This window comes from Novipirellula methanifontis (genome assembly GCF_052161655.1).
Taxonomy (GTDB): Bacteria; Planctomycetota; Planctomycetia; order Pirellulales; family Pirellulaceae; genus Novipirellula.
In genome coordinates this window covers 627,060-641,901 of sequence record NZ_CP197418.1, presented here as the reverse complement: position 1 = coordinate 641,901, position 14,842 = coordinate 627,060, and the positions used below count along the sequence as shown (strand labels likewise).

Here is a 14,842-nt window from a genome sequence, read left to right as displayed (position 1 = left end):
AATGACGGTTAATCCCCGGACGATCCGTATCTTTATCTCCAGTCCGGGTGACGTGGCCGAAGAGCGGGATGGGGCTCGTCGTGTTGTTGAGGGACTGCAGCGGATGTATCCGGGCACTCGGTTGTTGCCGGTGCTGTGGGAGGAACTCGCCCTTCCCGCGACCGCCTCCTTTCAAGAGACTATCGACTTCCTGCTCGGAAAAGAGCCGATCGACATCGCCGTCTTCATTCTTTGGTCGCGACTCGGCTCTCCGCTTGGGGCCGCCATCGCTCGACCCGATGGCACGCCGTACCGCAGCGGAACCGAACGCGAGCTTGATCTGATGCTGGCCGCGTTTGAACAGAGCGGGCGAGAGCGACCGGTCATCCTTGCCTATGCCCGTGATGACGATGCCGCATTCAAACAGCGGCTGACGGAGCTGCCGACGTCCCAATTGGAAGAGTTTGTCAACCAGCGAAAGCTGGCTGAAGCGTTTATCCGCGAGCAGTTCCACGATGCCGAGGGCCGGAATCTGCGCGCCTATCAAACCTATCGCGAGCCGGTCGGCTTCGTTCAACGCTTGCGTTTGCATATGCGCCACGCGATCGACGTTCTCATGGGAGCCGATGCGGCGCCGAGCTGGACGGAGGAACCGTATCGCGGGTTGGAAGTCTTCGACATCGGTCACGCCGCCATCTTTCATGGCCGCGAAGAGGAGACCTGCCAGCTGCTGCAACGGCTTCGCGACCAAGAACAAGCCGGTTGTGCATTCGCGGTGATCGTGGGTGCGAGTGGTTCCGGAAAAAGCTCGCTGGCTCGCGCCGGTGTCGCAGCCAACCTCGTTCAGTATGCGGGCGACGACGACTCGACTCAGTGGCATACAGTGACCTTCATTCCGGCGTTATCGGCCGCGGACCTCTGTGCCGTATTGGTACGTTTGATAGCCGAGTCGCTGCCGGGTTGGAATGAAGCGGCCAGCACGCTGGATGATATTGCCGAAAGCTTGGCTGAGAACGCGCCACTGACTGTCCGGTTGAGCATCGCGCCCGCTTTCTCCAGGGCCAGCGATCAGGCGGGACGAAAAGTACGTCTTCTGCTGCTTCTCGATCAACTCGAAGAACTCTGGACCGACCGCCACACGACGTCGCAGGATCGTGAACGTTTCTTCGCGGCGATCGAGGCGTTGGCCCGCAGCGGGCATGTCGTGGTGCTGGCCACGCTCCGCAGTGACTTCTACCATCACGCCCAGCAGATGCCCATCTTCCTGCAGCTGAAAGGCAGGCAAGGCCACTACGATCTGTTGCCGCCCAACGCCACCTCGATCCAACGCCTGATCACGGAACCGGCGCGGCTCGCAGGATTACGCTTCGAGCGAAACGAAAAGACGGGCCGCTCGTTGGACGAAGTAATCTTTCAAGATGCCGCCCGCGACCCTCATGCGTTACCGCTGTTGGAATACACGCTCGCCGAGCTCTACCGTCAACGAGACGATAAACGCCGCTTGTTGACGTTCGCGGCCTATGTGGAGCTTGGAGGTGTGGAAGGAGCGATCGGCAAGCGGGCCGATGAGACGTTCGCAAGTCTACCACCAGAGGCACAAGCGGCGATGGACGAGATCCTGCCGTTACTAGTTTCGGTCGACGTCGCTGGCGATCAGGCGGCCGTGCGACGGCGGGCAAGCGAGGCCGAGCTGACATCGACACCGGCGCGAAAGACCCTCGTCGGTCATTTGGTTGCGGCGAGGTTTTTGACCACCGACCGTCAGGACGACACGCCGATCGCGAGCCTGGCCCACGAAGCGTTGCTCCGCCGTTGGGACCGGATCGTCAACTGGATCAGCGCCAACCGGGAACAACTCCGACTCCGCTCCCGCGTCGAACAGACCCAGCAGCGATGGGAGCAGCAAGACCGCAACGACAGCTTACTATTGGCCGAAGGGTTGCCATTGGACGAAGGTCGGCAATTGCTCAGCCATGCACCTTACCTGCTGACATCGGCCACAAGCGAATACATCGACGCTTCGATCGCGTATCACGAGCGAAAGGCGAAACGAAGCCGGCGACAACGTGCGATCGTCCTTTCGACCATCGCTGCCTTGCTGGTCGTGATGATCGTCGGCGGTTTGATCATGCGATCGAACAACCAGAAGAACCAACGAGTTTCCGAAGCGAAGGGCCTCGTCCAGCGACTGATGCAATCCAACACATCGGAGTTGCCAGCCATTCTCTCGGAGCTTTCTGATTACCATGAGTTGACACGGGACGAATTGTCGAACGCCTATTCGAGTTCCGAAGACAAATCGAACGCTAAACTCCATGCGGCGCTGGCGCTCTTGCCGGAAGATGCCTCCTTGCTCCCATTTATCATCGAGCGGATGTTGCGAGCCGAACCGGCTCAGGTTGAGACGATCTGCTCACGTTTGGCTGAGCATCGGGATACCGTCGTTGCCGAGCTTTGGCCGGTACTTGAAAGGCCGGACTCGGACCAGCAGGCTCAACTCCTACACGCGGCCACGGCACTGGCGATGTACGACGCCAGTAACACGGGAAAGTGGAAGGCCGTGGCCGAGCGTGTGGCCAAAAGGATCGTCAGCGAGAATCCGCTACGGCTAGCTGTGTGGATCAAAACGCTGCGACCGGTACGGCAGTATTTAGTTCCACCGCTCGGCGAAGTCTTCCGCACCGACCCAAGTGTTCGACCGCAAAGCGAAATTGATCTCGCCACCTACGTGCTCGAAGATTATGCGGCGGATGATTCGGAACAATTATCCGAATTGTTGCTCGACGCCGAGCCCAAGCAGTTTACCGCTCTGTTCGATGAATTGAAGTCTCACGGCGACGCGGCCAGGGACAGAATGCTGGCAACACTTGCCGAAAAACCAGCACGAGCGGAGTTGTGGGACGACGCCTCGGTTATTTCACTTAACGACAAACCGGTGACAAAAGACGTTCGCGAGCAGGTCGAATCAGGCCAAGGAATGCTCACCGACCGTTTCGCATTAGTCCAAACTTTGCCGCTGGATCAATTCGCTTCGCTAGCCGAAACGCTGGGTCAATCCGGTTATCGCCTCGTGCGTTTGCGTCCATATAACTCAATTGCGGTAAAACCCAACCCGACGACCGCGTCGGATGTGTCGCCGCTGTTGGCAGCCGCTATTTGGCATCGTGATGGTCGTGCTTGGAGTATCGCGATCGATCAAACCGCAGAGGAAATGAAGGCACGTGACGAAGAGTTACGCGGAGAACGCTTCGGTGCGGTCGATGTCGCGGGTTACATCGGTCTTCGAAATAGCATGCCCGCCGAATTATTCGCCGCCGTTTGGGTCGAGCGAAATGACGACTCGGAAGACAGCCGCTCCTATTTAGATGTAACGGCTAGCGATCACGAAAGGGTTTACTGGAAATTGGAAACAGCCGGATACAAATTTCATCACGCCCTGCAAATCTTTCGCGGTATCGATGGCCAATCACGATATAGTGGCGTGCAATTGAAGCAAGACGTTGAGTGGAATGTTGTCTGGGACCGGTCACCTGACAACTATAGCGAGATTCTCTATCTCGATCGACCGCAGTGGGATATCAGTCTAACGTTGGGTAAGTCCTTCGACGCAAGCCGGCCAAGCGTGGGACAACAAATCGCGGAGACAACCGCTACGCTTGAGAAACAGCCGGAAGATCGAAGAACGCGTTTACGTCGCGCAATCGCATTTTACCAACGATCTCAGTTCACCGAAGCGATCAACGACCTCGATCTGCTGATCGAGAAGTCGCCAAGTTTCCCCTTTGGCTATCGGTATCGTGCCATATGCTACGCAGGACTGGCGAATATAAACGCGGCAGAGAACGATCTCAAGACCTTGCGGGAGCTAGTGAAAGACCCTGCCGCATACGCGACCGCGATCGTGCAAGCTTATGCCGGTGACTTCACTGAGGCAGAGAAAACGCTTACCGACTTCGCCACGACTGTTGCTGAGAAAGGCGTCGGCCTTTACCAACTTGCCAGAGCGTATGCGGTACTCGCATCGATCTCCAAGCTTTCTGATCAAGTTCAATCGTCTAAGTACGAAAGCAAAGCCCTCGAATATTTGGAAGCCACAATTGGCTCTGGTCAAACTAACATCGAACGAATCCTGATCGCACCTGACTTCAATTCGCTCCGCGAGAGCCCAAGCTTTAAATCGCTGCTGGGACTGAATCATCTCGATCGACGATACGCAGCCATTTGGAACGCTGTCCCCGGTCTGGAATCCCAACAACTCCACGGCATGTCCCCGACCGAACATCGGCACGCGATGCGACAACTTGAACTGGATGGCTTTTCACCGGTTTCATTAACGGCCCTCGTCACCGAGACCGCTCAAGAATCTGTCGCAGCGTCCGTCTGGCAACGCAAAACGATTCCAGCGACCGTTTCAGAGGAGTTAGCAAGTCAGCAAGCGAACGCTGCTGCCGCCCTCGCACGATTGGGCGAGCGTGAAAAGTTTTTTGCTGCTCTGCGAATCACCGATGATCCTGAATCGTTGACTCAGTTTGTCCATCACTGTCGTGTAGAAGGGGTCACCACCACCGAGCTATTGGAGTGTTTGAATGTCGCAGACCAATCGCGGCGGTCGTTTAGCGGCGAGTCGCGACGCATCGAAGACCGCGTGCTGTTCGGATTGCTGTTAGCGCTCGGTGAGTTTGCACTTGATGAACTTCCGCCGACTCAACGAGATGCCGCCGTAAATCAAGTTGCGAAATGGTTCAGTGATGACCCTAGTTCAGCGATCCACGGTGTGACGGGCTGGCTGCTAAGACAATGGGGCCAAACAGATTTAGTGCAGCGAGTCGATCAAACGGCCCTAGCCTATGACCCCAATCGCGAATGGTTCACGCTCGTCATCGAAGCCGGCGAGCAGCGGTTTTATCAAACCTATGTCGTGATTCCGCCGGGCGACTACGACATTGGATCTCTCGCCGTTGAACCAGGCTGGAATTCAGATGAAACTCAAAACCGGGTGAGGGTGAGATTGACACGACCAGTCGCGATCCTGGATCGCGAAGTCACTCATGGCGAATTCAAGGCTTCTGGCGTGTTTGAAACTAACGTAACACAGTACAGCCCGACGACGGATCATCCGATGGTCGGAGCATCGTGGTACGACAGTATCCAGTATTGCCGCTGGCTTACCGAACAAGTCGGATTGCCGGAAGTCGATCAGGCGTACGCGGACCCGAAGTCACTCGATCAAGCAAAGTATGCGCTCGACGGTGACACCGAATATCCAAAGAATTGGCCGGTTCATCTTCACTCGCGAGGTTTTCGCTTACCCACCGAAGCGGAATGGGAGATCGCCGCGCGAGGCGGGATGCGGTCGAAGTTCGGATTTGGCAACGATGCGAAGCTACTCGATCGTTACGCTTGGTTCCAAGATAACAGTGGGCGACAAACGCATGTCGCCAAGGAATTACGTCCCAATCTTCGGGGACTATTCGACATGCACGCTGGCGCATTCGAATGGTGCTACGATTGGGTTACGGGTTACGACAGCGGCATGGTTCATGCCGACCCGACTGGTGCAACTTCAGGCTCAAACCGTGTTATACGTGGCGGCAGTTGGAGCGATGTTGGTGGGTACTGCGGGGCGGCGAGCCGCGGCTCGTACCTGCCGACAATCCGCGTCAACGCCTGCGGCTTCCGCGTGGCCTTAGTTCCATTCGTCGAGTCAAGCGAGGAGCGAATACTCGAAGGGAGCGAGGCGAAAACTCACATCGAGTGAAGGATAGTGGACGGCCCTCGGGGGAGCGGCAAAGATACTCCAGAACCGTCGCAGCCCATTTACTTCGAGCAGTTGAAGCAGATTTCAATCCGCCGGTTACAACACCAGCATTCTCTCACCGCAAGGGGCGCTTTCGCGTAGATGATGAAGATGTTCGACACACCCACCTGTTGCTATTGAACTAACATGAAAAAGTGCTTCGTGATCAGCCCGATTGGACGCGAGGGTTCCGCGACACGAGAACACGCCGATGATGTGTTCGATTACATCATCCAGCCGGCAATGGAGGCTCGTGAAATCCAGTGCCGTCGATCGGATCATATGCATGAGCCAGGGAAAATCAGCGAGCAGATGTTTCGCGAGATCTTTGAAAGCGATGTGTGCGTAGCGTTGCTGACGGAGCGCAATCCGAACGTGTTCTACGAACTTGCACTGGCGCAAGCTTGGAATCGCCCCGTGATTATCTTAATCGGCAATGACGAAGAAGTTCCTTTTGATATCCACGACATCCGCTGTGTGAGCTATGACCTGAAGCCCAGAAATCTGTTTGAGAAAGTGTTTGTTAATCGTTTAGTCGCCCACTTGGACAGCCTCGACGAACTTGGCTGGAAAGTTCCGTCGCCATTCGGCGTTCTGGGGAATGCAACTCAGTCGAGTATCGACTCTCGAGCGCCAAAGTTCTTCGATCGATACACTCGGTTTGGTAGCTCAGAGACTTGGCTTGAAACGATTGCTGAGACTTCCCATCGCTGCGATTTACTTAGCCTCTCTCTGGATTCATGGAAGAACCGATCGGGATTCAGCGGGCTGATGGAAACCAAGGCAGCCGCTGGATGCCAAATTCGATTGTTACAGATGCATCCGGAGAACCCGATGCTGGTCGACCACGGCAGCGGTACCAAAACGCATGAGTACGTTATTCCGTCGATTCAGTTAAGTGCCCAGTTTTATCGCAACCTGTCGATGCTGCATCCTGGCATTCAGTTTCGTCAAATTCTTCGAGGCTGCACGCATTCACGAATCATTATTTTGGATCAATTCGCATTCGTCAGCCCGTACCTATATGGCCCGGGAAGTTCGCCGTTGTGGCAATGTGATGCGGATTCGGTACTCTATCACAGCCTCTCATCGGAATTTGGAACGCTGTGGGGCATGAATGATGGTTCGCTGCCGCCACCGTAGGATCATGAAGGGTTCAATCGCTTACGGTCTGCATTGAGACGTCCATTGTTCCATCGACCTTTCCCATGAGTGAAATGCCGAACGCTCAATCGTCTCAAGCCAATGCCACGATAGCCTTCCCTCGCTCGTCCCTTTCGCCCAAGTCACTCGCTGTACGATCCCAAGTGATTTTTGCCAGCCATTTATCATCTCCATGCCAGACTCGACTTCGTGCGGGGAGGCGATCCAGTGCACCGTCAATCTCGAACCGTCATCACTGAAGAAGGCAATCTCTGGATGACGTGTCCAAGGGCGACCATCGCCCGCCAGTACAATTGGTTTGGAAACTTTGTTTAGGTCGAGATACTCGTCCAATTCGTTCAATTCCCAAGGAAAATGCGGCGCAGGTAACAGGTACTGATCGCCGTCGTTTGTCTGGCTAAAAACATCGCCTTGTTTTCCAATGATTGTTATGTCTTCATGTGTCGCAAGCACTCGGTACTGCCAGACATCCCTGAGCCGTTTTCTAGCTTGCTCTTGTTGCTGCAATTGGTCTTGACGACGAGCCTCATTCGCAATTCGACGCGTTTCGCGAGCCATAATCCTCTGTCGGCTCTGCTCTTGATCCGTGAGCGGCGGAAGATTCATTTGCGTTCGCAGATCAACGTACGCTCGGAGTTGCCGTTCGACTTCTTCGGCAATTTTCTTGTTACTACTCATGTTTGACTCGCGATCAATGGTACAGCTGAGTAAACAGCACTCCGAGAGATGTCAGGGCACAACAAGTTGCGAGCAATCAGGCGTCGCTGCGTTCGGGAAGATCACATCTTGAAAATGAGCGTTTGGGTCCAGAGCTACGTCATGTTTCCATTTCGTCCAACGGCAAGGCACAAGTACATTTTACCCATCTTCGTTTACACTTTGGGAGCTTAGCCGGCCGTTTTATCGACGGTCTCGCAGTGTGACGAAACTTAGCTAGAATATCTTGCCAGACGACTCGACCTCGCGTCCACATTCCGTATCCGAGTTCGACGCATGAAATGTCTTCAAAATCGACATTAGATCAACGAGGACAACTTGTGGATCAGCCTTGGCAAGAACAGTCGGTCTTTGTTTCGAGTACGTTCCGAGATTTTCATGCCGAGCGTGATTACCGTCGCGTGGTATAAAAAGCTGGATGAAGTCCGTTTTCCGGTGGATGCGGCCGAACTAGATCCGTTTTATCCTGTTGATAAGACTGTGATCATTGCGTTGCCTGAGCATCAATTGGTCCCTATGACCGCCAACGGACACACTTACCACTCGGTCGTAGCTACCTGGCGCCGCCTTGGGTGAATACAATCGCATCCGTGATGAGCCGCTGCCGAAGGAATCCGCGGATGAAAGATGATGAATCGATCTCGAATGAACTGAGTGCTCTAATCAACGCTCTTGCGAGTCATTTGTCTGGAACGGACGTTGCCGCAGCGAGTGGTGGGATGGATCCTCAGGACCTTGCTCGCGAGTGCTTGCGAACGATATCCAGCAGCGGATTCGAACTTCGGGCAAGTCCACTGCTGTCGTCATCCGAGGTTCAATCGAATTCGGCAGTTGCGGCGGTAGAAGAACTCCAAAACGCAAGCAAACTCCGTCTGCGTGATCTGCTGAACCTTTGGCGTCAATTCTCGGGGCCAGACGCCGAAGGCCCCGCCAATCTGTACGCCCAAATCGGACAGCGAGTGTTAAAGTCGGGCGAGCCTCTGTTAGCCTATGACATCTTACAAGTCGGATTGAGGCATTGGCCTACGGACGTCAGGCTGCGTCAGCTATTGGCACTGTCGCTGGCTCGCAGTGGGGCTCCCGCGGCAGCAGCAAAACGGCTTGAGAAACTCGTCGACGAAGGCCACCAGGACGAGGAAACACTTGGCTTACTCGCTCGGACTCGTAAGGATGCTTGGGAGGCCGAGTTGGATCTGTCCAAGCGTGAAGAACACCTCCGCGAGTCATACCGCCTGTATCGAAAGGGATTCGACCATGCCTTGGCGACCGATTCCGCCGACGGTGCGATTTACGCTGGCATCAATGCGGCAACGACGGCATTGTTGCTGAACGAAGCGGAGACGGCCGCTGCGATCGCCAAGCAAGTTGCCCCGATCTGCCGCAGTAAGCCAGATTGTGAATCGGACTACTGGGCAATGGCGACGCTTGGTGAATGCGACCTGATCATGGGACGGCTTGAGGATGCTGCGGCACACTACTGTGCAGCGGTCAAGCTGGCTGGTTCGAACTATGCGGACATAGCCTCGACACGCCGCAATGCTGCGATATTGCTCGATCACCTGAAAATTGATGCGGAAGTGTTAACAGAATGGTTCCCGATTCCAAGCGTGGCAATCTTCACGGGACACTTGATCGATCGCCCCGGCTCTGAAACTCGATTTCCTCATGAGCGGATAGACTCCGTTCGATCTCAGATCAACGCATGCCTTGCGGAGAACCGTGTCGGCTTTGGTTATTCTGCCGCAGCCAGTGGCGGCGACCTGCTATTTCTAGGCGCCATCGAACAGCGAGACGCTGAATCGCACATCGTATTGCCGCTGGGCAAGGAATTGTTCGTCCAACTAAGCGTTGCCGGTGATCCGAACCATGATTGGGAAAAGGAATTCGAGCAGGCGATGGATCGTGCGGCGCACGTGATGGTTGTCAACGATTTCAGCCGTACTGATGACCCACTGCAGTTTGAATACGCCAATCAAGTGATGACCGGCTTGGCCATGCTTCACGCCCGTTCGCTGGGTGCCAAGATCATTCCGATCGCCGTATGGGATGGTAAGCCCGCCCGCGGTCCTGGCGGGACCGGATCCCTTGTCGAAACTTGGCGTCAAATGGGATGGACGCCTCATGTCATCAATCCGCTGCACGTGCCCGACAAATCCGCCGCGTCAACGGCGAACTCGGTCAGCGTGTCAGATGAGGTGAGTGAGTCGAGCTCATCGTCGTCTCGCGTGGTTCGAAAAGAGATTCGCGCCATGCTGTTTGCTGACGTGGTCGGTTACAGCAAGATCACTGAGGAAGAAATCCCCCTCTTCATCGATGAGTTCATGAGTCGAATTGCCGCTTGCGTGGCAGCTTCGGGGATCAAACTTGAAACGTGGAACACATGGGGCGACGCGATCTTCTTCGTGTTCCGAAACGTCGAAGAAGCCGGCCTGACGGCATTGCAAATTACTGAACTTGTCAACTCGATCGACTGGAAGACACACGGCTTCGAGCGTCAGCTGAACCTGAGGACCGGACTGCATGTGGGCCCCGTTTATCGTCTGATCGATCCGATCACTCGCATGTGGACTCACACCGGCGCCCATGTCAGCCGCGCGGCTCGCATCGAGCCGATCGCACCTCCCGGCGAGGTCTACGCCAGCGAAGCCTTTGCTGCAGTGGCTGCCGCCGAAAACGTCACCAGCTTTCGCTGCAACTACGTGGGTGTCACTCCCATGGCAAAAGGCTACGGTGACTTTCCCACCTACCATGTGCGCCGCGCCAAAACCTGACATCTAGCACGCGTTAATCCTGATCGAGCTGTATATCGTTCAGTTAGAGGTAGGAAAATAAGAAGTAGGAGCAGTAGCGTTCATGTACCGAATTGGAAAAGAACCGACAAAAATATGTGTGGCAAAAATATCGGGAAAGTGGACCGCTGGTGCTTACCTTTTTGCCACACATTTTTTTGCCGCCTTTTGCTTCGGCTGTGTGACACTCCACGAACGAAGAGCAAGAGAGGCAGAGCATCTCGCGGGAGCTTCCATCACTCATCGGCACAACTGTCACGGATGCATTTATGCCATACGTGAACTATTTCATTTGCGTCAACCCGAAGTGCCGGAGGCACGGCAGCACGTAGCATGGGGCGTGAGCCCCATGTTTTCGGTACCCAACGATATCAAAGCCCCGAAAGGGGCGACAGCAATCGCTCCCCCGCAGCGAGAACGTAGGTAGAAAATTAGGGGTAGGAAAATGTACCCAGTCTTGAATTTTCATATCCCTAATTTTCCTGCCCAATCCTTCCTTCGTAAAAGCTGCCATTCATTCAGTCGGCGATTGGATCCGTCCTACTGGAATTCGTTGCACCGCAGGCAGCGATCCGGCGACTTGGGATGAGTCGAGTCAACCGCACGAATGTACAATCCGCGATCCACACCGAGAGAAAACGTAACCTTCCACGCAAGTTCACCTACCCCCCCAATTTAGCTCCGGCCCCTTTTTCTGGCACCCAGCACACGTGCTGATTGCCGGATAAGAAAGGTTAAAAGATGACAGGATAGAAAATTGCCAAACTGCATTGGCTCATGAGTGGCGGCCTCCATGTTCGGTTGCTCGTTTCTGTCCCGTGAGAATGTGGTGCGGCCGAGAGATTGCTGTCGCCGGATTGCCTTCGGATTTTTTAACCTTCCATTTTTTAACCTGATTTCACTCCGGGTCAGGTCGTCTCACACGGCTCTCGATCGAGGGACTTAGCGACGCTTATCGTTGGTGCGGCTTGTTGGAATGGGGAGTTTCCGTGAATTTGGGGGGCTTTTGAAAAACGCGGATTACGCCATCTTCGGACACTCGCAACTGCGCCCCACGGGTGCAATTCAACGCCGAGCGAAGCAAATTCCGTTTCCATGCGATCGACATTCGGAACTTGTATTTCAGCGCATGCGGTATGATAATCATAGTTCCCCGCCTTTCGGCAGATCGCGATCTGCTCTCGCCTACTTTGATTGGTTCTCAGCGATGCCTGTGCGAAGTCTCGCCGCCTGTTTGATCACAGCATTAATTGGCTTCACGCCCGTTTCGTATGCAGATGACAAAAACCCTACTGGCGAAATGCTTGCTGGCGAAATAACGGTTGACTTCGATCGCGACGTGCGTCCCATCCTGTCGAACCATTGTTTCACATGTCATGGGCCAGACGACCAACAATTGCAAGCCGGTTTGAGAATGGATCAAGCGGAATCGGTGTTCGAACCGGGTGAGTCCGGTCGCCCCGCGGTTGTGCCAGGCAAACCGGCCGATAGCGAGATGCTTCGACGCGTGTTTGCCAGCGACGACGAGCAGATGCCTCCCGCCGACGAAGGAAAACCATTATCTGAACCGCAAAAAGAGATTCTCACTCGCTGGGTCAAGCAAGGCGCCAAGTGGTCGAATCACTGGTCCTTCGAACCCGTGCGGCAACCAGCGGTACCGCAAGACAATCTGGCCAAAGGAAAAATCCAAAATGCCATTGATGCGTTCGTCCTTCGAAAACTGAAATCAGTCGGACTCGATCAAGCACCCCAAGAATCTAAAGAACGATTGATTCGGCGTGTTTCACTCGATCTGACGGGACTGCCGCCTACGATCGCAGAAGTCGATGCGTTTATAAACGACGATAGTGCTTACGCGTTTGAAAAAGTGGTCGATCGGTTATTGGCCAGTCAACATTTTGGGGAACGCTTGGCGGTGCCCTGGTTGGACCTTGCGCGGTATGGAGACACTAGTGGATACCACAACGACTCGCTGCGAGACATGTGGTTGTGGCGAGAGCGGGTGATTAACGCATTCAATGAAAACTTGCCCTTCGATCAGTTTACGAATGAGCAATTGGCGGGCGACTTGATTCCCGATGCTTCCATTGACCAACAAATCGCCAGCGGTTTTCATCGCAATGTGATGACCAGCGACGAAGGTGGTTTGATCGACTCGGAGTATCGCAACTTGTACGTGGTCGACCGCGTTGCAACGACCGGCGTCACATGGTTAGGAATGACGGTGGCTTGCGCGCAGTGCCACGATCACAAATACGATCCGATCACGCAAGCCGACTTTTATCGCCTGTACGCGTTCTTCAATAATGTCCCCGAGAATGGCAAGGACGGCGTTCGCGATCGCAATCCGAAACCGTTTTTGCAAGTTCCTTCCCGCGAAGATACCGTGCGACTGGCAAAGTTCGATATGGACATCGCGTCCGCCGAATCGGACTTGGCAAAACTCAACGAAGGACTTGCCCAGCAGAAGTCTGCCTGGGAGAAGGATTTCGCCAAGACAGAAATCCATTCGTCGATGCCCTCGGCTGACGCATTGTTTTTGCTCGACGAACAAGGCGATGGCCAATCACTCGATGCTACTGGACCGCTGACGGCGACGGCGAAAGGCGACATCAAATTCGTCGACGGAGCGGTGGGTAAGTGTTTCGAGACGACAGGCAACGCCTCCTTTGAGTACGGGCAACAGTTCAATTTCACCAATGACCAGGCGTTTAGTGCCGCAGCTTATTTGTCAGTTACCAAAGGCGGCGGAGCTCCACTTGGAAAGATGGACGATGGCAACGGGGCAAGAGGCTGGGACATTGAATTCCATGGCTTGCGGCCCAGCTTTCATCTGATTCACAAATGGGCTGGCGATGCGATCCATGTACAAGCCAACGACGACTTTCAAGAAAACAAGTTCACGCATTTGGTGGTGACATACGACGGTTCAGGAAAAGCCGCTGGACTGAAGATGTATGTCAACGGACAGCAAGCAAAGTTGACCGTAAAGATCGATGCGTTGAAGGGTGCAATCACGACTGACGTGCCGTTTTGCATTGGACGTCGCGGTCCCGGAGGAACTCCGTTCAAAGGGCTAATCGACGATGTGCGAATTTACAGCCGCGAACTTTCGGGTGCTGAAGTCGCTTCGCTAAATGCTGCGGAGGCACAGGCAATTGCGAAGCTGCCAGCGGACCAACGTTCGGAACAGCAGAAGAAGTCGTTGGATCAGTACTTTCAGCAAACCCAGGTTCCGCAGTTGGCCGAACTGCAAACGCTAGTCAGCACGCAACGCAAGGCCAAACAAGATTTTGAAACGGCGATTCCCAATACGATGGTGATGTCCGAAATGGACAAGCCACGAGAAACATTTATTAAAGTGCGAGGGAATTACGACGAAGACGGTGAGGCCGTGAATGCTGCGGTGCCCGCGTTCTTGCCGCAGATCACGAATCGGGAAAACAAACGACTCAATCGACTCGATTTGGCCAAGTGGCTGACGTCGCGCGACCATCCGCTGACTTCGCGCGTCGCCGTGAACCGTTGGTGGGCAATGTTGTTCGGAACGGGGATTGTGAAGACGGTGAATGATTTCGGTTCCCAAGGCGAACGTCCCAGCCACCCTGAGTTGCTGGACTGGATGGCAGCCGATTTCATGAGCGACTGGGACACCAAACGCGGGATCAAGCAGATGGTCATGAGTGCGACTTACTGTCAATCGGCGCAGGTTTCGCCCGATTTGTTGGAGCGAGATTCAGAAAACCGGTTGCTTGCCCACGGGCCACGCCAACGATTGGAAGCCGAATTTTTGCGAGACAACGCGTTGGCGATCGCGGGTGTGCTGAATCCAAAAATCGGTGGCAAGAGCATCAAGCCGGCCCAACCAGCAGGAACTTGGGAAATCAACGAGATGAGCGGTCACAGTTACGACAAATCAACGGGAGACGATCTCTACCGACGCGGGCTGTATGTTTACTGGCGACGTTCCACGGTGTATCCCTCTTTCGTGACTCTCGATGCACCGACGCGAGAGTTCTGTGTGGCTCAGCGCGTCAAGACGAGCACGCCGCTGCAGGCCTTGGTATTGATGAATGATCCGGTGTTTGTCGAAGCCGCGCGTGCACTGGCCCAGCGAATTCTTGCCCAGCCGGAGTTGGATCAACGACAACGTATCGAGTTTGCTTGGCGATTGGCGTTGGCACGCACGCCGACTGAGACCGAGACGTCGATTCTGATGCGCACGCTCGACCAACAACTGGCAACCTATCAAGCGGACCCCGATGCCGCCATCAAGTTGGTTGCCGTGGGCGATCTAGCGAGACCGGAATCCTTGGATGTCGTGCAACTGGCCGCATGGACGGCACTGAGCAATGTGATCCTGAATTTGAATGAAACTCTTTCGAATTAGCGAATT

General features: G+C 54.8%; 6 protein-coding genes. 5 read left to right on the top strand and 1 reads right to left on the bottom strand.

Annotated features, from left to right (window positions below):
• The first annotated feature begins 1 nt into the window (after window position 1).
• Both SH528x_RS02240 and SH528x_RS02235 read left to right on the top strand, forming a co-directional pair.
• Complete coding sequence (locus SH528x_RS02240; RefSeq protein WP_442508908.1) at window positions 2-5,737, top strand: nSTAND1 domain-containing NTPase; 5,736 nt, start codon at window positions 2-4, stop codon at window positions 5,735-5,737.
• A 186-nt stretch (window positions 5,738-5,923) separates the two neighbouring features.
• Window positions 5,924-6,919, top strand: coding sequence for a hypothetical protein (locus tag SH528x_RS02235; protein WP_442508907.1), 996 nt, complete (start codon window positions 5,924-5,926; stop codon window positions 6,917-6,919).
• A 21-nt stretch (window positions 6,920-6,940) separates the two neighbouring features.
• On the opposite strand, the gene SH528x_RS02230 is transcribed toward SH528x_RS02235, so the two are convergent.
• Window positions 6,941-7,618 carry a hypothetical protein gene (locus SH528x_RS02230; RefSeq protein WP_442508906.1) on the bottom strand — a complete coding sequence of 226 codons (678 nt, stop codon included), beginning with the start codon at window positions 7,616-7,618 and terminating at the stop codon, window positions 6,941-6,943.
• Window positions 7,619-8,035: 417 nt separating this feature from the next.
• Here SH528x_RS02230 and SH528x_RS02225 point away from each other — a divergent pair, with 417 nt between their 5' ends.
• The 3 genes from SH528x_RS02225 (at window position 8,036) to SH528x_RS02215 (ending at window position 14,836) form a co-directional block, all read left to right on the top strand.
• Entirely contained in the window at window positions 8,036-8,233 is a 198-nt protein-coding gene (locus SH528x_RS02225) for a hypothetical protein (RefSeq protein ID WP_442508905.1), read from the top strand.
• A gap of 44 nt (window positions 8,234-8,277) precedes the next feature.
• Window positions 8,278-10,428, top strand: a complete 2,151-nt coding sequence (locus SH528x_RS02220; protein WP_442508904.1) for a tetratricopeptide repeat-containing protein — start codon at window positions 8,278-8,280, stop codon at window positions 10,426-10,428.
• 1,225 nt (window positions 10,429-11,653) lie between these two features.
• Complete coding sequence (locus SH528x_RS02215) at window positions 11,654-14,836, top strand: DUF1553 domain-containing protein (protein WP_442508903.1); 3,183 nt, start codon at window positions 11,654-11,656, stop codon at window positions 14,834-14,836.
• Window positions 14,837-14,842: the final 6 nt, after the last annotated feature.

Bases quoted from the DNA above. Each gene is read 5' to 3' on its own strand.
- SH528x_RS02240 (WP_442508908.1), top strand. From the start codon at position 2: ATGACGGTTAATCCCCGGACGATCCGTATCTTTATCTCCAGTCCGGGT.
- SH528x_RS02220 (WP_442508904.1), top strand. From the start codon at position 8,278: ATGAAAGATGATGAATCGATCTCGAATGAACTGAGTGCTCTAATCAAC.
- SH528x_RS02230 (WP_442508906.1), bottom strand. From the start codon at position 7,618: ATGAGTAGTAACAAGAAAATTGCCGAAGAAGTCGAACGGCAACTCCGA.
- SH528x_RS02235 (WP_442508907.1), top strand. From the start codon at position 5,924: ATGAAAAAGTGCTTCGTGATCAGCCCGATTGGACGCGAGGGTTCCGCG.
- SH528x_RS02225 (WP_442508905.1), top strand. From the start codon at position 8,036: ATGCCGAGCGTGATTACCGTCGCGTGGTATAAAAAGCTGGATGAAGTC.
- SH528x_RS02215 (WP_442508903.1), top strand. From the start codon at position 11,654: ATGCCTGTGCGAAGTCTCGCCGCCTGTTTGATCACAGCATTAATTGGC.